This window comes from Blautia parvula, assembly GCF_020215665.1.
Taxonomy (GTDB): domain Bacteria; phylum Bacillota; class Clostridia; order Lachnospirales; family Lachnospiraceae; genus Blautia; species Blautia celeris.
The window spans coordinates 1,317,059-1,338,234 of record NZ_CP084061.1 but is presented as its reverse complement, the minus strand read 5'-3'; the positions used below and the strand labels follow the sequence as shown (position 1 = coordinate 1,338,234).

Genomic DNA, 21,176 nt, shown 5'->3' with positions numbered 1-21,176 from the left:
GCAGAGGATTTTTATGGGTTGAAAACTAAGTAATATGAGAAAGTGAATAGAATATGGGTATTCGTGAAATAAATCTGCAGGAAGAGATTCCACATTATACTAAAGAACAGGTATATGGAATCCTAATTCCTACCATAGGTAAAACACTTGAAGAGCTGGATATCAATCGAGTTTTTGATAAGACAGTTATGAATCCAAAGGTGACAGGTATTGCCGGAGATGTAATTGAACAGTCTGTGTTTGGCTATAAGGCAAATAATAAACAGATACCGGATTTGAATGTGGACAATGAAGATGTAGAGTTAAAGACTATCGGTATTCAGGAAAAATCGCGCGGTTTATGGTATGCGAAAGAGCCTTGCAGTATTACCGCCGTATCTATACCTACGATAGAACAAGAGACTTTTGAAACATCTAAATTTTGGCATAAATCACAGAGGATTTTATTTGTTTATTATCATTATCTATCGAAGATGACGGTAAAAGCAGCAGGGTATAAGGATTTTCAAGTAAAGAATTTCTATTTCTATAATTGTACTGATGATGATAAAGTGATTATAGCAAGTGATTGGCAAAAAGTACATGATTTTATTGCTGATATTCATAAAAGATATCCAGATAAAGAAAGCAGAAAAAAAGAATATCCTAATCTTTCTACAGTTGTGAATAAGAATTTGGAGTATTTGGATACATCTCCGAAATATCCTAATGCACCTAGGTTTCGTTTTAGAGCAAGGTTTGTTACGGTTATCGTACAGAGTTCAATCAATAATACATATGAAAGATCTGACCGTCATTATTTTGGTATAAATGATGTCGAAAAGGAGTGTATAGAATATACAAGACGATATAAAGGTATGACATTAAATGAGTTATGTCGTGAGTTTGGTGTGGATAATAACATTAGTTGTAAACAAGCCGGTGAGAAAATTATTGCAAAAATGTTTGGAGGAACTAAAAAGATTTCTCAGATTGAGCAGCTTGCGAAGTTTGGATTAAATGGGCAGATCGTTGTTTTAAATAAAAATGGAGGAAGGACAGAAGACTTGAAATTGTCTGCATGTCCTTTGGATTTTTCTGATTTTCAAATTATAGATGGAGAACAAAAAAAATTTGAAGATACAGATGTTTATAGCTTTTTTAATGATTACAGATTGTTGTGTCCAGTATTCCAAGAACATCCGAGAATGATAGTAGGCCCCGATGGAAAGAAAATGATCACTCAGGTTATTTATGGTGAGAATACCTTTGAGGGGTTCAAAATCTTGGAATTGGGGACAGATGAAATTATGTCATCGGTAAGAGCATCCTGGGAAGAAGCAAAACGTTTAGTACAAACGGGTGAATTAACAGTAACAGTTATGAGGAGAAAAGATGGATCTGTTCGTTATACAGCTAAAACAGGAATTGAGATGTTACAAACAAATCTTCCAAAAGCATTGGATAATGTGATTTTTTTTCGTGGAACAGGAAAAGATGCGACTGATAAAGTGATCGTTAATGGCTTAAAAATGCTCCGACAAAATTATTGGGTTAAAGGAACTTATGTTGTAGAACTACTGAATAAGATGAAATATTTAGGAGAACACCAAAAAGGCTGAATAAGCTATGAAGCATCCAAATTATAATGACACGGATGAGGCATCTTCTTGCAAAGAAATTATGGCAAGCTGTGCAGACTATTGAAGATTTAAACTGGCGTGTATCTTGGATGTTCATCAGGATGATATCGTATCAATAGAAACAGAAGATTATTTAAATGAGGTGTGATAAATGGGCAAGCGTATTGTGAAAAATTATCCTTCTCCACGTTTGATGGAAACAATTGGTGCAACAAATCAAACGACTCCTGAGGCCATTGGAGAATTGGTTGCAAATTGCTTTGACGCCCGTTATCAGGATGAAAAACTTGCAATAACCATCGACGTGCGAAATGGAAGGATCACTGTCATTGATAACGGAAAAGGTATGGAATTTTCCATTCTGGAAAAAGCGGTATGTATTGCCGAAGATATGTCTAGATATATTGAAAGAGGAGAAGGTGCAAAAGGCCATTTCGGAATGGGTTTTAAGACATCCTGTTCAACCCTTGGTAATTATTATGAAATCTATACCAGACCAGTAGATGGGAATGTCGAATATTATACGTCGTTTGATATTAATGATTACGGAACACGACCAGCCGGGTCAGATGCATGGGACGTGGAAATTGAAGATTTCCTGCCTTCTGAAAATTCCCCTTTAGGCGCAGCTGGACATGGAACTGCTTTTGTTATAAGCAGATTAAAAAATAAAAACCCTATGGTAAGTGCAATACTAGCTTACATGGGAGAAGCTTTTAAGGCTCATCTAGATCATGGCGATAGAATCACCATTATTGATGAATCTGGTACTAATGATGCGGAGCCAATCAAATATAATTTCATTAAAGGAACAAAAGTCGAAATTGATGAGATTTTTGGGCCGGAAGACAAATATCATATTACTGGCTGGATGGCATTGGATTCTCAGACTCATAACAACGGTTTTTATGGATTTAATATTTATAGACATAATCAGCTAGTAGAAAAATACGACAAGACTTGGTTTAGAGCACATCTGATGACAAGCCGAATTATTGGTGAAGTTAATATGGACTTTTTGGATGCAACTTTCTATAAGCAGGGTATTCAGCAATCAGAAGACTGGATGTTCGTTGCCGCTCATATGAAAGAATACTTGAAAGGTATTGTTACGGCATCAAATAATGTGAGCAAAAAAGGAAATATTAATAATCCGAGCGAGCTTAAGAAAATAGTTAATACGCTGCGTGACGATTATGAGGTTGATGGTGAAGTGAGTGAGGAGGATTTTGGTGAAAAAAAACCTTCTACAAAGAAAGGTGAAAGAGACGAGAAGCCAAGTATCAATGATACCATCAAGAATATCGTTACTGAAGAGGCTCTGACTTTGGAAGATGAAGGAGAAATTATCATTACTTATCTTGAAAAAGAGAGTGGAAGCAGTATACATGCACCATTTGACTATATTTTTGCTGAAAGTGATGATGACGATACTGCAGAATTGCAGGTGCTACTGTTTAAGAATCACCCTTTATGGAAGAAGAAGGTTGATGACGATGTAAAGAAAGTACTTGCAACATCTGATGCTATTTATAGATTACTTGTGGAAAAACTTAGTTATGATGCGTCCAAGGCCCTGAAAATTCGAAATGAATGGGTAGTTAAACGCACGGAAGGGATGAAATAAGCTGTGGATAAATATCAAGCTCTTGAGAAAATCAAAGACCTTTGGAATTCCGTAGATGTAGATTTAGGACAGAAAATCATCGAAATCTCAGAAGCGTTTTATGCTGTGGGTTTGGATCTTTCTACTGCAGCTGCGTTTGTTAAAGCAACACCTTCTGAATTGGACGCGCTATTATCTTTGGGTGCTTTAGATGAAGAACTTATTGAATTGATTTCTAAGGCTGAGCCGCCAAAAACTACATGGGCACTGATAGCGAACGCTAGTTATGAAGAGGCGAGACAGGCATTAAATGCATTATTGAATAGTAAGGATTCACATTCAAATAATGGTACATCGCATAGTGAGTTTGTTTATCAGCAAATGATGGAAATTGCAGGACTTACTAAAGAACAAATGGTGGGAATGTTGACTGGAGCTGATTTGGCACATGCACTTAAAAAGGGACAGGATTTCAATGCACTTTCTGAGTGGGAGAATAAATTTTTTAAAAGTGTTGTGACTCAGAAAAAACGCGGAAAAACTCTTTCTGGAAAGCAGATAGATATCGTATTAAAAATTTTGGAGAACCTGTCTTCAAAGGGCGCTATTAAGCGCAACAGTATAGACGGTGATGAAGAGATATGCGACAGAATCTTGGACGCAATTGGGAAATAAGTTATGGGATTAAAAGAAATCAATATCCAACTGAGCTATGCCGGTAGAGGTGAACTGATTTTAAAAGATTTTTTATTACCTGCCATTGGCGAATCAGTACATTATGACAGGGTAACAAGTTTTTATACAGTTGAGTCTCTGCTGGCAATTTCTCAGGGAATCGAAGCGTTATATCAGAAACAAGGAAGAATGCGTCTCATTATAGGGATTCATAGCGTACCTGCAGAATTTGTTGAAGCATCCTTGCGACGAGAATATTTGACAAAGCAGATTGCTTCAGTACGTGAAGAAGTTAAAAAAGGAATAAATTCCATTTCGGATTCTTTGAAGAAAAAGCGATTAGCTACTATCGCTTGGATGGTTGAAGATCAGTTGCTCGAAATTAAGGCTGCTGCTGTTAATGGTGATGGTATTTTTCACCCGAAAACGCTAATTCTTTCAGATGATAAAGATACACTGGTCGCTGTTGGAAGTCCGAATGAGACCGGTAGTGGGCTTGGGGGAAATTTTGAGCAGCTAATGGTCGCTACTTCTTGGCTAGCACGGGATGCAGTGAAAACGCAGCAGGATTTTTTTGAAACGCTTTGGAACAATAAACATGAAGAAGCGGACGTATTAGATATTACAGAAGATACTGCAGAAATGATTAAAGAGGCGTTGGGTAAGGACTATGCTTCACTTAAGTCTGGTGTTGAAGTTTGCCATGGTTCTGCTGAAATTCTTTCTGCGGCTTCTAAAATGCTCGCTAATTACTTTGTTTCAGGAGATATTCCAGCACTATATATGCATCAGGAAAGAGCTGTGATTGACGCTCTTTCAAGGTGGCCTGTGCGTGTATTATTTTCTGATGAAGTGGGACTCGGCAAAACGTTTGAAGTCGCTGCAACGATGAACTTTCTTGTAAAATATTGCGGCATCAAGAGAGTAGTCATTTTAACGCCTAAATCAGTTTTGAAACAGTGGCAAGACGAACTCTTTGAACACTTTCACATAAATGCATATTTGTATAATTCTAGCTCTAAGGCATACTATGACTGCTTTGGTAAGAGCATCGGTATTGGTACTGACAATCCATTAGGGAAGAGGGCTCCAGGTATTGTACTTATGTCAGCACAGTTTGCTCGCGGTAGTGGAAAAAATAAGGACCTATTTTCACAACCTGGATGCGTTTTGCCTGATTTATTGATTCTTGATGAAGCTCATTCTGCGCGTATAAGCAAATCTATTGCAGGAACTTCACAGAAGACTCGCATGTATTCTATGTTAGAAAGCGTGGTTCGAAAGATTCCACATCTTATACTTGCCACAGCTACACCTATGCAAAAAGAAGCAAGTGAATATCATGCCATATTAAAATTACTGGGGTTGCCTAAAATTTGGCAAAAACCACGTAATTATACAACTTCATTAAAAGTTATCGCGATTGCTGAGACACCAGATATTTCAGATGCGGCCAGTGTTGCAAAGCTACTTCTCAGTACAATTTCGTCGATGAAACCAGATATGAGCCGTCTTACAAAAGAAGAAACGATTGCAGTTGAGAAGATAGTTGATATCAAGGATACTGCGGATCAATACGAACTGGGTAAAATGGTGCAAAACAACTGGAATATACTCAGGCCTGCATTCATCAAACTTCATCCGGCTCATTTGCTGACAGTCAGAAATACTCGTAGAGCATTATCAAATGTTGGATACAAGTTTCCAACCAGAAATCTTATTGAAGAATCTGTTACTGATTCCGAGCGAGTTCAGTTGTTTTACATAAAACTAGATCAGTATTTAACGAATGATTGTTTTCAGGTTGAGCAAGTCTTATACCCGGACCAATTTAGGTCAATAGGATTTGTACGAGTTAGTTATCAACAGAGAATGGCTTCTTCTCTCTTATCCTGTAAAAAGAGTTTAGAACGTAGATACGAAAAAATCACCAAGCTAAAGGATAAATTAGATGAGCATCTGAAAAAGTTCTCTACACTTGGCCAGTCATTCGGTATCCTTTCAAGTTCAGACGATATTGAATTGGATGATTTGCTGAATATTGATTTTGAAGGTACAGATGAAATTGATTGTGGAGATTTAGATGTGGTGGCTCTACGTAGGAGTGTTGGCATCGAAACAACAGCGCTATCATCGTTGCTAAAAGAAGTGGATACCCTTTTGAAGGCTTCTGGCGATTTGAAGATCGTGCGTTCAATTCAAATCGCGCTCAGGTGTTTGGAGAAGGATGATAAAGTTCTTTTATTTTCAAGATATACAGACACTGTCGATGCGTTATTACACGAATTTGCTCGTATTGGAGCTAACAGCAAGTATGCTTACGGCATCTATACCGGTGACAAATCTATAATTGTTGAAAACGGTACAGAAACACTATGCAGTAAAACTGAAATAAAAAAATTTTTGTTCTCCGGACGAATGAAGGTCGTATTTTGCTCGGATGCAGCATCTGAAGGCTTAAATCTGCAAGCAGCCCGTGTGTTGATCAATGTCGATGTGCCTTGGACTCCGGCTAGATTAGAGCAGAGAATTGGTCGTATTGCAAGACTTGGTCAAGTGTCTGAGAAAGTTGATGTTTATAATGTTTGGTATCCTAATAGTATAGAGGCACGGATGTACCATCGAATACAGCGACGTCTCGAAGAGACAAATTTGGCTATAGGAGAATTTCCAGAAATCGTTGCAACTGAGATTCGCGATGCCGTTATAGAAGATAAGGATGAGGATGCTACGGGAATAGCAGAGTTAAAAGAGATTCGTAACTCTGTTCAAAGACGTGCGCTGGAAGAATTATGGTCACAAACATCGGCTGTAACTGTGACAAGAAGAATGCGAGAAAATCTGATTTCACTGTGCAATAACATATTTCCTGTTCGCGGAAAATTACTAGATGGAATTATTGTTCAATATGAGATGCCAGATGGTACGATAGTTGACCTGACGGCTAAAGACGGTATGCAAGAGAGTATTTCTCTCACATCAATACCATGGAAATTCATAGATTTTACTGATTCTAGAATAGAAATCCTTCAGGATGAGCATGGAAAAGATATCGCTTTTGCGATTAAAGATGGCGGAAATCAGATTCTGATCAAGCATGAATCAATAACAGAGTTTCTTTTGGATAAAGAGCTTAGTACAAGTGATGAACTTCAGGGGAGGCCTATTATGTTGCCTAATAGTAAAAACTTGGATTTAAGCTATAGCGTGGATACTGAACTAGAAAAATGCCCGGAATTTTGGGCTTTGAGAAGGATGTGATTTTATGAAAACTCGATTACTTGCTCCTCCATGGACAAAACCAACACTAACAGATGAAACATCTGAAGCATTAGAAATAATCAGTAGCAATGTATGGAAAGATGCTTCTGTTCGTTTTTCAGCTGAGCGAGATGCAAAAATCAAAGCTGGAAAGAGTGCTCCTAAAGGAATGCAGCGTTATTTGAATGAGATTTTGGTTGAACGTTTTAACTATCATGGATGGGATGGCGATTCGGGTTATTTCATAAAAGAAAAAACATGGATTAGGGTTACTTTCAGACATCAGATGAGTCTAGGGTCTGATATTTTGGACGCTTTGAAAGTTTGTAAGAAGGAAGGCATTGAACAAGCTGTGATTCTTGCCGCTAATAGAAAGACACTGAATATTATCTCACCTAATGATGCAGCAGCAATCGTTTCGTTTGAAAAATTGGAGAAGGAGATTCTGTCTCTTTATGGGGCATTGGATATTCCTTTGTTGATTGGAGAGCTTACACCGCTTACTAGTGCGTCGAAAGATGTTGAGGCTGAATTGAAAAAAGAACGGTATCGAGATTTGACCATACCAACTAGACAATGATTGACTATATAATTTAAAATTAGAACTTGAGGTACCGCAAAATGGTTGATAACTATCTGAAAATCTTGTCATTTTTAAAAAAATATGGAGGAAATCAATATAAGAAGCTTGATAAATGCTCTTCAAATGAAGAGCGTGACTATATGGTTTCTGGAAGTGAGGCTGGAAAATTTGCAAGAGCGCAATTTACAGAGCTAGTGGAAATCATTGAGAAATCATGTTCGTTTGAACATGACAAGGTTACGCAATGGCAAAATAGCGGCACTTATGTAAGCTATTTATGGTGTCAAATGAAGCGCAAAGAGCATAAAGATAGCCAAATCAGCATGTCGTTATTTGCTGAAAAAGGAAACGATTTTCTCCGGTTTCGTCTGAGCATTGAATTAGCAATGGCAGCTGCTTCTACAAGCGATATTACAACTTATGCAGGCTTACTTAATGTCCCGCTTGATCCAATGCTCGTATATGTGTCTGGAGGCAATAACGAATCTGAATTTCGTATATTGGATGAACGCGATAACACTGTAGTAAAGGCTATGAAGCTAAAAAAGGTTCAGATTTCCTACATTATTACTGAAGATGATTACACTAACGATGCCGCTCTGTGTAAGTCTCTGCTAGGTGCAGCAGAAAAGTTGGTTAGTTATTATGATGAACTTTTCGAGTTACATCAACCTTCAAAACCAAAGTCAAAGGAAGGAGAGAAGCCTATGCCTGGTCTGAAGTCTATTGTTAGCTCGAAGGAGGCAGTTACTGAAATTAAAAATTATATTTTTAATCGAGGATTCGATTACCCTGATGGCATGGTTGAAAACTTCTACCTCAGTTTGAAGAGCAAGCCTTTTGTTATTCTTGCCGGTACTTCCGGTACTGGAAAGACTCGTTTGGTAAAACTCTTTGCGGAAGCCATCGGAGCTGACTATAGGCTTGTATCTGTGCGGCCGGACTGGAGCGATGGCAGTGACCTTTTCGGACATACAGACCTTAACGGTCACTTTATTCAGGGTCCTGTCTGCAGTGCTTTTGATGCAGCTGTTGAAAATCCAGACAAGCCCGTATTTCTTTGTTTCGATGAGATGAACTTGGCACGTGTGGAGTATTATCTGAGTGATTTTTTGTCAGTTATCGAGTCTCGTTATAAGAGTGAGGGTAGAATCAAAACAGAAGGCATAGCACAGTATGAAGGTGGAATTCCGGATAACCTTTATGTTGTCGGTACCGTCAATATGGATGAAACGACCTTCCCATTCAGCAAGAAAGTCCTGGATCGTGCCAATACCATAGAATTCAACTATGTGGATCTGATTCCACAAAAACGTACAGTTGGTACAGTTGAACCACAGGCATTATCTAACAGCTTCCTGTGCACAGAGTATCTGATTCTGGCTATTGATTGTGCAGAGGAAGAAGATTTTGTACAGAAGGTTTGCGTGGAACTTCAGGAAATGAACAAGTTTCTTGCCAAGGCAAATGCTAATGTAGGCTTCCGTGTACGTGATGAGATTGTTTTCTATATGCTGAATAATAAGAAGGCAGGAGAACTGCTTACATATAATCAGGCAATGGATAACCAGATCATGCAGAAAATCCTGCCGAGGATTCAGGGCAGTTCTTTTACAGTTAAAACTTTATTGATCGATCTCTTTAAGTTCTGTAGTGGTTCTGCTTCCGGAATTGATGCAGATACAGGTAATGTTGGCGAGCAGATGCGAGTTATGGCATATACTGCAAAATATCCGGAAAGCGCAAAGAAGATTGGATATATGATGACGAGGTTTGAAGACGATGGTTTCACTTCCTACTGGCTCTGATAAGTTATTAGAGGTCCGAACAGCGTATGTTGATATAGTAATAAAAACGAAAGGGAAGCAGAATGCAGGTGCTGTGGTAAACGGTGATGCGTCTTCTTCCCTGAAAGTCGTTGCTTCAGATATAAAACGAATCAGTGTTCCTGTACAGGAAATGTCAGAGGAATATTTTGACCATGAAGGAATGGCGGTGCATGAATTCAAAGTAAAACCGTTATTCTTTGAGCAGACCGATTATGTTGTCACCATAAAAGCTCGAAATGGAGAAGCGCTTGAATTCTTTAGTAACAGCAATCTAATTGAAGAACGAATTTGCCGGGTGCTTGACGATGATGCATCATTATTGTCCGGAGTTATTAATTTCGGAAACAATGTCGGTTTTTGCGATTTCAATGTAGCTGCAAATAATAAGACAGTAATTTCCATTCGGATAGAAGTCTATCCCACTAAGGTCAATTATAAAGAGGATTATCAAGAAATGATGGCGGACATTAATGACCTGATCAGTGAAAGTGTCCTCGACTTTATGAAGAAGACTTATCAAGTGTTCGTTCCGAACCATAAAAAGAACGAGGTGTCGGCCGTATTTTTTACTGTTTTAGAAACAATATGCAGCAAATATCTTCAGTCGGTAAATCGAATCGTTGCTGTTCCCCATCACAAACTGGTAACGATCCACGAAGTCGTTCCGCATTATAAAGCACGGAGAACAGATTCAAACTCTGAAAAGTGGCTACAGAAGCATCCTGAATACATAAGAAAGGGGGGGACAAGAATTCTGGCGGAGCGTGTGCTTTCTGTGCGCAAGCAGATTACCTATGATACACAGGAAAACCGTTTGGTCAAGTTCATGTTGCGTTCCACCATACGACACATTGATGATTTCCTGAAAAGATATATCAAGAGCACCCAAAAACCTGAGCGGTCGATTTTGGATAAGGCATACAGAATAAAGCGAGAACTGCAGCGTATTCTTGCCTCTTCGTTTCTGGCGGATGTATCTGAGTACAGTGCAGCACAAAGTATGTCACTTGTATTCGGTATGGCTCCCGGTTATCGTGAACTGTACAAGTATTATCTGATGCTACAGAATGGCATTTCTGTTGGTGGCGACATCTTCCGAATGTCTGTAAGAGAAACTGCGCAGCTCTATGAATATTGGTGTTTCATTAAGCTTTATGCCATTCTGAAAGAGCGATATGAATTGAAATCACCGGATATTATCAAGGTTGATCGGAAGGGGGTCACAGTAGATTTGGTCAAGGGAAAGCCTTCGAAGATAACATTCGTAAATACCCAAATCGATGAAAGGTTCTATCTTACCTACAATCCTTCTGAGGCAAAGACTCAGACAGTGCATCAGCGTCCGGATAATGTTCTTGAACTTGAAAAACGAGGATCGAAGAATGCCTATAAATATGTTTTTGATGCGAAGTACCGCATTGAAATGAATCCAGACAGCTCATTTTATCCGGATACCAAACCAGGTCCCAAAGTGGATGATATCAATACGATGCATCGTTATCGTGATTCTATTGTTTATGAGAATCCGGATTCCAGATTTACTTTTGAGAAAACTATGTTCGGCGCTTATATTTTGTTTCCATATGCAGAGGAGGAAGTATATAAGAATCATAGGTTTTACCGAAGCATAGAAAGTGTCAACATTGGCGGTTTGCCGTTTCTTCCAAGTGCAACTTCACTTGTTACAAAGTTGCTGGACGATCTGATTACGGATTCACCCGAGTCAGCGTTTGAAAGAGCGACTCTTCCTGCAGGTATGGAGGAGCGTATTCGTACTGTAGATTGGAATAAGAGAGATGTGCTGATTGGTCTTGTTACAGATTCGGACCACCTGCAGCTGTTCCTGAAATCTAAGTTGTACTGGACTCGTCGATTTGATAAAGTGAACCTGCCAATACGGTATGTAGCGCTATATGAAAAAGGCTCCGGTATTCGGTACTACGGAGAACTCATATCTTACAGTCAGAGAAAACGGTCACAGTTGCCCGGAGCCAGCAAACATAGTTCTAAGGATTATCATGTGTTTGAAGTCTTACAATGGCATGAACTTCCGGAAATCATTACCATGGAAGAGAGCGGACCTAATCCGGTTGCTTATACAAACTATTTTCTGCTGAGTACCGCAAAGACATACTCAGAACTGCGTTTGCGCAATGAGGCGGATTATCGTTTCTTTATAGAATTAAAGAGACGAACAGATCCCCGAATTTTGGATGAAGAGGGATCCACTGCATTTGAGTTTGGGGAGACGAAAGTTTTGATTGAGAGTGACATGATTCATATCATTCGTGATGGAAGCATCGTGAAGAGTGAAAATGTTGCAGAATTTAACAAGCATCCGAATGCAACATTTAGGATGCTGCAAAGCTGCATGAGCAAATTGAGCTAGCTTTATGATATGGATTAAAAAGCACGAGAAAAATTTCTTATCTTAGCAGAATGCCGTAATTGAAAATAGCCCAGATAAAGTCATTCAAACTGAGGAACAACTCAGAAAAATAATGGATATTCTGGTAGCGAATGATGTCTGTATTATACAGGAAAATATGGATATTATTCGCTCAAGTAAAAGTCAGGAGACAAAAGCATCCAGAAGGAACCTTCTCAGAGAGATGGGTATACCGATGCGGTGAAACCGCTGTTCCGGAAAAATGGGGTCAAAGTTTTAAATCACTAAGGACAGAATTCTGCGTAAGAGTCTTAAAATACCGTGCAAATGGTGCAGTGTTATCGAAATATACAGAAAGGATGGCCGAAATTATGAAGAAAGATAAATGGGCATTGAAAGTCTGTGAGCAGTCCGGATATAATTATAAGCCGACACCAGCGATTATGTTAAAAGGAGCATGGCTGGAGGACGGGGTATTTACAAAGGATACTCCGGTGACAGTTCTGGTTGAAGAGGGAAATGATATGGTTAAATAAAGGGAGCCGTCCAAGGGCGGGCATCCGGAAAGGAATTGGAAATGATATACATAACAGGTGATACCCACGGACAATTTGGACGAATAGAAGAATTTTGTGAGCGGCTAAAGACCAGTCGTGAAGATATATTGATTATACTTGGAGATGCTGGGATAAATTTCAGCGGACAGAAACAGGATAGTTTAAAGAAAAGATTTCTGGAATCTCTGTCGATTACGCTTTTCTGCATTCATGGGAATCATGAGCAGAGACCGTATACGATAGACAGTTATAAAGAAAAAAGCTGGCACGGCGGTACGGTTTACTATGAAGAAAAATATCCACATCTGTTGTTTGCAAAAGACGGGGAAGTGTTTGATTTGGATGGGAAGCAGGTGATTGTCATGGGTGGAGCGTACAGCATTGATAAAATGTTCCGGCTGATTTACGGTTACGGCTGGTGGGAAGATGAACAGCCATCAGAGGAAATAAAGAAGTATGTGGAAGCTCAGTTAGATAAACTAGGGTGGAAGGTGGATGTGGTGCTGAGTCATACCACACCATTGAAATATGAGCCGGTGGAAGTGTTCCTGCCAGGCGTTGACCAGAGCAAAGTAGATAAGTCTACGGAAGAATGGCTAGATGGGATAGAGGACAAGCTGGAATATCAGAAGTGGTATTGTGGGCATTATCATACGGAGAAGAAGATTGATAGGCTGGAGATAATGTTTCAGAATGTGGAAGAATTTTGCGGAAATATTAATACTATAAATTAAGCGAATGATAGAAAGGAAAGTGCTATGGAAAATCAGTTTAAGTGAAATGGATATATATTCAAAGGAATTAAATAAAACAATCTTTATAGACCATATAGGGTAAATATTATTTATGTGGTGATTAAGGATTATAAAGAAAGAATACAACAGTTGTCATAATTTGATTCTTTGTAGAGGACAAGAGAGATAACGCAAAAATGTATATCTTCTTTTAATATGCAAGTGTCCCTTAAATGGGGGAATTCGGTACCCCCCGTAAAATCAAGGAAAAACTAATATATAAGGAGAAATGCAAACATGATAAAAATACTATTCGTCTGCCATGGCAGGAATTGCCATTTTTATTAAATTTCCTTATTTTATGTAGGTTTTTGGATGGTAGAAGGGATTTTACAACTTTTGAAAGGCGTTCTGGTATGACGATTATTTGTTAATTATTTTCAGTACTTCCAGTGCAAAATAATTGTATTGAGAATGATTACTATTCGTGATAAAATTTGATTATATAAACGTGTGGTTAGATTATGGACTTGTGTTTCGCAAGTGTTGACGAAAATGGTAGGAAGATATGCTCTCTATCAATCTGTATTATGCTTATGTATATTTTATTATATATTATGCATCGCATATCTTAATGGAAGAGAAAGAGCGTATAGTCAATTTATATTTTATAAATACTTCTTTGCTAATCCGAAACCATTAATTGTAACAGAAGGGCGGTTTCTGTGATACTGTATACGGCTACGCTGGCCTCTGACCCACGGATACTCTTTGAAAACAGCCAGTTGCGGCGGCCCACTGCAAAGTTTTTGATAGCACGTTCGGCTGCATTTATTATAGGATAAGGGAGACAATTGTATATGGAACTTGATAAAAATTCACAACAACCATTATATATGCAGCTAATGAAGAAAATAAAAGAACAGATACAGAGCGGATGTTATAAGCCAGGAGATCAGATTCCTACGGAAATTCAACTTTCAGAACTTTATCAAGTGAGTAGGATTACTGTTCGAAGAACAATTGAAGAACTCTGTGTTCAAGGAGTTTTAGTAAAACGTCAAGGCAAGGGTACATTTGTAGAAGCACCACGGATTTATAGGAAGATTGAAAATGATAACAATATGAGTTTTTCCGCGGCCTGTATAGCAAATGGAAGACGGCCGTCCTCTCATATCATTTCCTGCACGGTCATGGATGCGGAGAACTGGCAGAAGGAATTTCTAAAGATTCAGGATGATTCCCGCCTGTACCATATCGAACGTGTCCTGTCGGCGGATGATCTGCCGATTATATATGAACATATCTACATACCGGTAAGTCGAGTGCCGGATCTGCAGGCGGAACGTCTTGAAGGCGGATCGTTCACCCGCATGCTCAGCGAGGAATACAATGTACAGGAATCCGAGAAAGGGCGCAGTACGGTGGAGGTGCGTATGATCCCTCAGTCGATTGCGGGATATCTGAAGATGAGCACTGGTGAACCGGTTATGATTCTGACCAGTTATATCAATGATAAAGAGGAAAATCCGCTGTATATCAGCTATGAGATCATAGCGGGCGGACGATACCGGATTTCAATCTGAACCGGTAGTTTATAAAGGTTATATCTGAAAGTGAGAAGAGCTTATAAGCGAGACATTTCAAAATGAGAAATGCTGTTTTTAAGCTCTTTTTTTGTCTATTTACTACAAAAAATTGATTTTAAAAATATTTATTACTAACAAAGTTCTAATGCACCGGAAAGGTCATATTGTATTATAACGTTATAAGATGATATAATCAAAAGCAAGAGAGGAGGGAACGAGAAATGGAGAAAAAATTCTCAAAGGTGATAGCTGCAAAGCACCTGTTTGACAGCGTCCGAGACGATTCATACGAAGGTTATATATGTCTGAAAGACAATGTGATCGTCAAAGCCGGAACCGGGGCTCCAACGCAGGAGATCACAGATCAAGCAGACGAATTCCTACAGTTTGATGAGGAACTTGTTATGCCGGGGATTACAGACACACACACGTTTTTCACCGGATATGCAGTATTTCATGTCGGCGCGGATATGTCTGATGTGACGGACAATGGGCAGGGGCTGAAGACACTGCAGAACTATGAGGGCGGGAAGGGGTCAGAGGGCGCAATTTTGGGTCATGGCTGGATTCCGGAGAAATGGAATCAGGCAGAAGGTGAAAAGATGCTGGAAGCAGAGTATCCGGACAGACCGGTTATCCTTTTTGCGGCTGACAGATCAACCTGTATTATGAACCGGAAGGCAAGAGAGACTTACGGATTTACGCCGGAGAGTTGTTATCCTGAAAGCTATTACCGCATTATGAGGGAATATCTGAATGACCGTGGGTTTATTGAAAAGGAATTTTCAGACTACATGAAAATGATGAATTCCCGGGGCGTAACAACGGTAAAGGAGATGGGGTTCGATGATTTCTATGGATTTACGGATTACCTGAAGGAAATGGAAGATTCCGAAGACCTGCATCTCAGATTCTTCTTCATGTCCCAGCCGGTAGGACAAAGAATGAATCTTCCTTATGCAAGAAAGATGAGAGAAAAGTTTACAGGAGACAAGGTAAGATTCAGTGGATTTAACAGGATGACGGACGGGACCATTGCGGCAAATAAGGGAGATCTCAAAAAGCCATATGAGGGACAGACGTTTACCTGTACGCTGGATATTCTTTATGATGAGATTGAGGCGGACGTACTTGCTGCGGATGCGGAAGATTTCAGATGGTCTCTTCATGCACAGGGAGACGGTGCAGTAGGAAAGATCACACAGATCTATGATAAGTGTAAAAAGGAAGACGGGCAGTTGAAGAACCGCCATGCCATTACGGACATGGAATTTACCGATCCCGTTGATCTGGAAAGACTTGGAGCTTTGGGGGTGACAGCAGAACTCTATTTCCAAATCATGTCACTGGATCCTGCGGAGGTGTTGCTTGATAATATCAGCAGAACAATCGGATTTGAGAGAAGAAAGAATTACTGGAACCGCAGGAAGATGCAGGATTCTGGTATGATATTAAGCGGGGCGACGGATCTGCCTCTTCTGATCACAAGTCTGCCGGAGTCAATCTATTACTCGTGCGGCGGATATCTGGATGGTCTGGATACTCCGTTCCAGCCGGAAAATACCATTACAGTATCGGAAATGCTGAAAGCATGGACCATCGGTGGAGCCAGAAACCTTTCTATGGAAGATAAGCTCGGAACGCTTGAAGAAGGGAAGCTTGCAGACATTACAGTATTTGACAGAGATTTTCTTCACGCAGATTCTGCAAATGTAAAAAGCGCAGGCGTAGTTATGACAATCATGGACGGAAAGACGGTATATAAAAAATAAAAGGAGAAGAGAGTAATGGCAGAGAAGAAAAAATTCAAGATACATATGCCTCATGTAATCACTCTGATCTTCTTCCTGATAATCGTTGTGGCAATCCTCACCTGGATCCTGCCAAGCGGTGAATTTGAGAGGACGATCATGGAGACTTCTACAGGCGAAAGAGAAGTCGCAGTTGCAGGAACCTATCATACTGTTGCAAAAATCACAGAAGATGGTACGAGTCTCCGACAGGGAATCACTGAGGTGCTGATGGCTCCAGGAAAAGGCATTCAGTCAATGGTAGAGGTACTTGCTTTTGTTTTTATCATTGGCGGAGTGTTCCAGATCATGGCAAAGACAAACGCGCTGAATATGGGAATTCAGAAAGTTGTTAAAAAACTCGGTTCAAAGGATGTGCTGATCATACCGATCCTGATGGCCCTGTTCGGTCTGGGAGGAAGTACATTCGGTATGTCGGACGAACTTGTTCCATTTTATCTGCTGATTATGCCGATAATGTTTGCAATGGGGTATGATTCCATGACTACATTTATGACAGTCTGTCTGTCGGCGACAGTCGGATATGCGGCATCAACAGTGAATCCGTTTTGCGTGCTAGTGGCACAGGGAATTGCCGGGATTCAGGGAAATCCGCAGCTGGTTTTCCGTATGATCCAGTGGGTAATTATGATGGCAGTTATCATTGCATTTGTTACATGGCGTGCTATCAAAATTAAGAAAAATCCTGAAAATTCAATTACATTTCAGGATGATCTGCACAAGAGAAAGGAAATGGGCGGAGAAGATGTTGATTTTAATCAGAATATGACACTTCGCCAGAAACTGGTGCTTGCAACATTCGTGATCGGTATGGTCATCGTTGTGTTTGGGCTGGTTAATTTTGGATGGTATATGAATGAACTTTCTATGTGTTTCCTTGGAATGGGGATTCTGATGGGAATCTTCGGTGGACTTACTGAGACAGAGATTGCGGAAGAGTTTATTACAGGTGTTAAGGATATCGCATTTGCCGCTATGGTAATTGGTTTCTGCAGCGGTATTATGGTAGTGGCTCAGGACGGAAAAATTATTGATACGATTCTGAATGCTTTGAGTAATCTGGTGGCAAATTCGAATAACGTTGTATTTGCAGCTGTACTCTATGTGGTTCAGTCTCTGCTGACACTGCTTGTTCCGTCCTCTTCAGGACTGGCTGCACTTTCTATTCCGATTCTGGCACCGCTTTGCGATCTTCACGGCGTAAATCCGGAGGCGGCAGTTACAGCACTGCAGTACGGAAATCAGCTTACGAATCTGCTGAGCCCTGTAGCGGGAACAACAGTGGCAGGACTTGCGGTGTGCCGGGTTTCCTTTGCACAGTGGTGGAAAACAATCTGGAAAGTATGGATTATTCTTGCAGTACTTGCAATTGCATTCTGTACAATATCAGCAGGCCTTTAAATTATGATATATCGCGGAGGAACGCGAGAAGATATAGAAGGTGCACAATTCTTGTGCAATTTAAAAAAATATTTTATAAAAGTAGAAAAGGAGAATTGAATTATGAGCAATAGACCGGAAGAACTTATCAAAAAAATCTATGAGGAACAGGGAAAGATCAACGATGTATTCCTTACAGCCTGCGGGGGCTCTCTTGTAGATCTGTATCCGGGGTACTATTTTATAAATTCTGAGTCAGAGACAATGCATTCACACTGGCTGACAGCAAGAGAAATGACCGTATCACCATCAAAATTTCTGAAAAGAGGAGCACTCGTTATCCTGTGTTCACATGGAGGAAATACAAAAGAGACCGTTGAAGCTGCCAGACTTGCAAAAGAAAGAGGCGCCGCAATCATCACTATGACACACAATCCGGAATCAATCTGCGCACAGGAGGATATGAATTCGGTCGTATACAGCTGGGAAGATGATACAAATGAAAGAGAAAGGCCGCAGGGCATCGTTATCAGAGTATTAAATGAGCTGATGAAGATGCAGGAGCCTGGATATACAAAATATGAAGCAGTCCTGGACGGACTGGAGAAGGCTGACGGTATCGTACGCGCAGCTGTGAAGAAAGTACAGAACCGTACATGGGTATTCGCAGAGAAATATTTCGATGAACCGTTCCTCTACATCATAGGATCCGGCGCTTCCTACTCACAGGCATATGGATTTTCCATCTGTTCTCTTCAGGAGATGCAGTGGATGGATTGTTGCTACCTGCACTCAGGCGAATATTTCCACGGCCCGTTCGAGTGTACAGATGAAGATCATCTTTATATCCTGCTTATGGGAACCGGCAAGGCAAGAGTTATGGATGAAAGGGCACTCACATTCCTTAAGAAATATGCGAAGAAATATGAAGTTATTGATGCAGTCGAACTTGGCATTGATGCGATCGACGAGAGCGTAAACGAATATTTCTGTCCGATGGTATTCTATGCAATGACTGTTGCATACCGTACAGGACTTCAGGATAAGAGAAGACATCCGCTTGATATGAGAAGATATATGGGTGTTGTAGAGTATTAAGGAGAATAGCGATGGCAAAATATAATACAAATGTTTTAGGATTTGGCGATAACGTAGTAGATATTTATGAGCATTCGCACATGATGTATCCGGGAGGAAACTGTGTAAACCTCTGTGCTTATTCCAGAATGTTCGGAGCAAACCGTATTGCATATATGGGATATTTTGGAAGTGACGATATTGCTGAGTTTGTTATTTCCGTGCTGCAGGAGCTTGAGATTGAAACAGTTAAATGCAAACAGCTGGTCGGAGAGAACGGATGGTCCAAATGTACTCTGAATGAGGGTGACCGCATTTTCGGTGATTACAATGAGGGCGGAGTCAGAGGTAAGACACCGTATATTCTGGATCGGTTTGATCTGGAGTATATGAAACAGTTTGACTTTGTCCACACCGGAAATTATTGCTATACAGAATCACAGTTAAAGCCGATGAAAGAGGCGGGAATCAGGATTTCCTTTGATTTCTCGGACGATTCTTCAAAAGAATATTACGAAAAATATGCGCCCTATGTGACATATGCATTCTGTTCCTTTGACGGCGATGAAGACGCGGCGAAAGAACATCTGAAATTTATGTATTCTCTGGGACCGGAACTGGTATCTCTTACAAGAGGATCAAAGGGATGCATCATGTATGACGGAGAGCAGTTTTATGTACAGCCGGCGACAATGATCGATGAGGTTGTGGATACCATGGGGGCAGGGGATTCGTTCCTTACTTCTTTCATGGACTGCTATATCGATCAGTTAAAGAAAGGTGCAGAGAAACCGGATGCAATCCGGACGTCTCTAGCAGAAGCATCCAAATTTGCCGCGCATGTATGCACATTGGACGGTGCTTTCGGATACGGAAAGACAATTACAAGAGAAATATAAAACAAAAAAGAGGAGAGGACTGATGATCTATCATGGAGACGCACTGGAGTATATCGGTGAAACACCGGATATTCTGAGCAGAATTATTGAGGGTCAGGCGTCTGTCTTGCAGGACTGCGGGAAAATATTCGACAGGGAGGGAATCCGCGGAGAGATCAGTGAGGTCATTCTGACAGGATCCGGCTCATCCTACAATGCAGCTGTCGGAGCCTCTGTCTTTGCACAGAAACTGCTGGGTATACGGGTGACTCCCGTATACCCAGTAACAGTTATGGAAGAGATGGATGTTGTCTCAGACAAAGCACTGGTGATCGGAATTTCGCAGCAGGGCACGAGCACAGCAGTCATCCGAGCGCTTGATGCGGCGGGGAAAAAGGGATTTTGCACGGTTGCAGTGACAGGAGAGTACGAGGCGGAGATTACACGGCACGGAGAGGCTGTTCTTTATGTGGAATGCGGGTATGAAGATGCCGGAGCCACGACCAAAGGATATACAGCTACCGTTCTGACACTGTTCCTTTTTTTTATTATGGCTGCTGAGAAAACGGGCAGGATTACCGGCATGCAGAAAGCGGAATATATCAGCCGGCTCCGCAGGGTAACCGACAATATGCCGGGGATTCTTGAAGAAAGCTTCGGATGGTGTAAAAGAACAGCGGATAAACTTGTGAATAGCAGGGACCTGATGCTGATCACCGGAAGCAGCATGCGGGCATCACTTCTGGAGGGGTGTCTGAAATTTTCCGAGACCTGCCGATTTCCTGTCAGGGGGTATGAAGCAGAGGAATTTATGCATGGAATATACAATGCAGTGACAGAGGATACGGATTTTCTGTACCTGTTTCCGGCAGACGGATATGAAAAAATGAGAATGGAGAAATTGTACGGCTATTACAGGGAGAAAGGATACCGGCATTATGCGGTAAATCTTCCGGAGACTGCCTGTTCGGAAGGCCAGTGCGCGAATGTTCTGTGCTGCCATTTTATCAATGATTCTGATTTTTCTGTGCTGGAGTATATGCTGCCACAGCAAATGCTTTTTGTGCTCGCATCAAGAGCAAGAGGGATAGACTTGAACCTGCCGAAAGATCCGGAATTTCACAAATATATGGGAAGCAAGATTGAGTAATAAAAACAAAGGATCCGGGAAGGATCCAAAGGAGA

15 protein-coding genes and 2 pseudogenes are annotated in these 21,176 nt (G+C 40.6%); 16 read left to right on the top strand and 1 reads right to left on the bottom strand.

Going from position 1 to position 21,176, the window contains the following annotated elements:
* Positions 1 to 53 precede the first annotated feature (53 nt).
* The 9 genes from LC508_RS06340 (at position 54) to LC508_RS06300 (ending at position 13,256) form a co-directional block, all read left to right on the top strand.
* Positions 54 to 1,601 carry a MutH/Sau3AI family endonuclease gene (locus tag LC508_RS06340; protein WP_033140452.1) on the top strand — a complete coding sequence of 516 codons (1,548 nt, stop codon included), beginning with the start codon at positions 54 to 56 and terminating at the stop codon, positions 1,599 to 1,601.
* Between the two features lie 172 nt (positions 1,602 to 1,773).
* Positions 1,774 to 3,249, top strand: coding sequence for an ATP-binding protein (locus LC508_RS06335; RefSeq protein ID WP_118594114.1), 1,476 nt, complete (start codon positions 1,774 to 1,776; stop codon positions 3,247 to 3,249).
* 3 nt (positions 3,250 to 3,252) lie between these two features.
* Positions 3,253 to 3,903, top strand: coding sequence for an adenosylcobinamide amidohydrolase (locus LC508_RS06330; RefSeq protein ID WP_033140450.1), 651 nt, complete (start codon positions 3,253 to 3,255; stop codon positions 3,901 to 3,903).
* Positions 3,904 to 3,906: 3 nt separating this feature from the next.
* Entirely contained in the window at positions 3,907 to 7,164 is a 3,258-nt protein-coding gene (locus LC508_RS06325) for a helicase-related protein (RefSeq protein WP_103732197.1), read from the top strand.
* 4 nt (positions 7,165 to 7,168) lie between these two features.
* Complete coding sequence (locus tag LC508_RS06320; RefSeq protein WP_033140448.1) at positions 7,169 to 7,744, top strand: hypothetical protein; 576 nt, start codon at positions 7,169 to 7,171, stop codon at positions 7,742 to 7,744.
* A gap of 41 nt (positions 7,745 to 7,785) precedes the next feature.
* On the top strand, positions 7,786 to 9,555 hold the full coding sequence (locus LC508_RS06315) for an McrB family protein (protein ID WP_052099248.1): 1,770 nt from the start codon (positions 7,786 to 7,788) through the stop codon (positions 9,553 to 9,555).
* Positions 9,530 to 11,965: a restriction endonuclease-like protein gene (locus LC508_RS06310; RefSeq protein ID WP_054351150.1), complete on the top strand. Its 2,436-nt coding sequence runs from the start codon at positions 9,530 to 9,532 to the stop codon at positions 11,963 to 11,965. The genes LC508_RS06315 and LC508_RS06310 overlap by 26 nt, the downstream gene beginning before the upstream one ends.
* Positions 11,966 to 12,336: 371 nt before the next feature.
* A complete protein-coding gene (locus LC508_RS06305) occupies positions 12,337 to 12,501 on the top strand; it encodes a SymE family type I addiction module toxin (RefSeq protein ID WP_103732198.1) in 165 nt (54 codons plus the stop codon).
* Positions 12,502 to 12,542: 41 nt separating this feature from the next.
* Positions 12,543 to 13,256: a metallophosphoesterase family protein gene (locus LC508_RS06300; protein WP_033140446.1), complete on the top strand. Its 714-nt coding sequence runs from the start codon at positions 12,543 to 12,545 to the stop codon at positions 13,254 to 13,256.
* Between the two features lie 715 nt (positions 13,257 to 13,971).
* Here the strand turns inward: LC508_RS06300 and LC508_RS06295 are convergent.
* A pseudogene (locus LC508_RS06295) lies at positions 13,972 to 14,088 on the bottom strand (IS66 family transposase); the annotation flags it as partial.
* Between the two features lie 28 nt (positions 14,089 to 14,116).
* On the opposite strand from LC508_RS06295, the pseudogene LC508_RS28715 reads away from it, so the two are divergent.
* From LC508_RS28715 to LC508_RS06260, 7 genes and pseudogenes are all read left to right on the top strand, one after another.
* A pseudogene (locus LC508_RS28715) lies at positions 14,117 to 14,326 on the top strand (GntR family transcriptional regulator); the annotation flags it as partial.
* A gap of 54 nt (positions 14,327 to 14,380) precedes the next feature.
* On the top strand, positions 14,381 to 14,842 hold the full coding sequence (locus LC508_RS06285; protein ID WP_225305388.1) for a GntR family transcriptional regulator: 462 nt from the start codon (positions 14,381 to 14,383) through the stop codon (positions 14,840 to 14,842).
* Between the two features lie 224 nt (positions 14,843 to 15,066).
* The gene (locus LC508_RS06280) at positions 15,067 to 16,617 is read left to right on the top strand and encodes an amidohydrolase (RefSeq protein WP_054351153.1); all 1,551 of its coding nucleotides are present in this window, start codon (positions 15,067 to 15,069) and stop codon (positions 16,615 to 16,617) included.
* A gap of 15 nt (positions 16,618 to 16,632) precedes the next feature.
* On the top strand, positions 16,633 to 18,057 hold the full coding sequence (locus LC508_RS06275; RefSeq protein ID WP_103733091.1) for a YfcC family protein: 1,425 nt from the start codon (positions 16,633 to 16,635) through the stop codon (positions 18,055 to 18,057).
* A 102-nt stretch (positions 18,058 to 18,159) separates the two neighbouring features.
* Positions 18,160 to 19,134 (top strand): SIS domain-containing protein, encoded by a 975-nt coding sequence (locus LC508_RS06270; protein ID WP_103732692.1) that lies wholly within the window; start codon positions 18,160 to 18,162, stop codon positions 19,132 to 19,134.
* Between the two features lie 11 nt (positions 19,135 to 19,145).
* The gene (locus LC508_RS06265) at positions 19,146 to 20,012 is read left to right on the top strand and encodes a PfkB family carbohydrate kinase (protein ID WP_033140443.1); all 867 of its coding nucleotides are present in this window, start codon (positions 19,146 to 19,148) and stop codon (positions 20,010 to 20,012) included.
* 22 nt (positions 20,013 to 20,034) lie between these two features.
* Positions 20,035 to 21,141, top strand: coding sequence for an SIS domain-containing protein (locus LC508_RS06260; protein WP_158587342.1), 1,107 nt, complete (start codon positions 20,035 to 20,037; stop codon positions 21,139 to 21,141).
* Positions 21,142 to 21,176: the final 35 nt, after the last annotated feature.

What these genes read in the sequence shown, in the direction of transcription:
- LC508_RS06275 (WP_103733091.1), top strand. Translation starts at nt 16,633, where the DNA reads ATGGCAGAGAAGAAAAAATTCAAGATACATATGCCTCATGTAATCACT.
- LC508_RS06285 (WP_225305388.1), top strand. Translation starts at nt 14,381, where the DNA reads ATGAGTTTTTCCGCGGCCTGTATAGCAAATGGAAGACGGCCGTCCTCT.
- LC508_RS06335 (WP_118594114.1), top strand. Translation starts at nt 1,774, where the DNA reads ATGGGCAAGCGTATTGTGAAAAATTATCCTTCTCCACGTTTGATGGAA.
- LC508_RS06265 (WP_033140443.1), top strand. Translation starts at nt 19,146, where the DNA reads ATGGCAAAATATAATACAAATGTTTTAGGATTTGGCGATAACGTAGTA.
- LC508_RS06305 (WP_103732198.1), top strand. Translation starts at nt 12,337, where the DNA reads ATGAAGAAAGATAAATGGGCATTGAAAGTCTGTGAGCAGTCCGGATAT.
- LC508_RS06260 (WP_158587342.1), top strand. Translation starts at nt 20,035, where the DNA reads ATGATCTATCATGGAGACGCACTGGAGTATATCGGTGAAACACCGGAT.
- LC508_RS06340 (WP_033140452.1), top strand. Translation starts at nt 54, where the DNA reads ATGGGTATTCGTGAAATAAATCTGCAGGAAGAGATTCCACATTATACT.
- LC508_RS06310 (WP_054351150.1), top strand. Translation starts at nt 9,530, where the DNA reads ATGGTTTCACTTCCTACTGGCTCTGATAAGTTATTAGAGGTCCGAACA.
- LC508_RS06270 (WP_103732692.1), top strand. Translation starts at nt 18,160, where the DNA reads ATGAGCAATAGACCGGAAGAACTTATCAAAAAAATCTATGAGGAACAG.
- LC508_RS06315 (WP_052099248.1), top strand. Translation starts at nt 7,786, where the DNA reads ATGGTTGATAACTATCTGAAAATCTTGTCATTTTTAAAAAAATATGGA.
- LC508_RS06320 (WP_033140448.1), top strand. Translation starts at nt 7,169, where the DNA reads ATGAAAACTCGATTACTTGCTCCTCCATGGACAAAACCAACACTAACA.
- LC508_RS06325 (WP_103732197.1), top strand. Translation starts at nt 3,907, where the DNA reads ATGGGATTAAAAGAAATCAATATCCAACTGAGCTATGCCGGTAGAGGT.
- LC508_RS06280 (WP_054351153.1), top strand. Translation starts at nt 15,067, where the DNA reads ATGGAGAAAAAATTCTCAAAGGTGATAGCTGCAAAGCACCTGTTTGAC.
- LC508_RS06300 (WP_033140446.1), top strand. Translation starts at nt 12,543, where the DNA reads ATGATATACATAACAGGTGATACCCACGGACAATTTGGACGAATAGAA.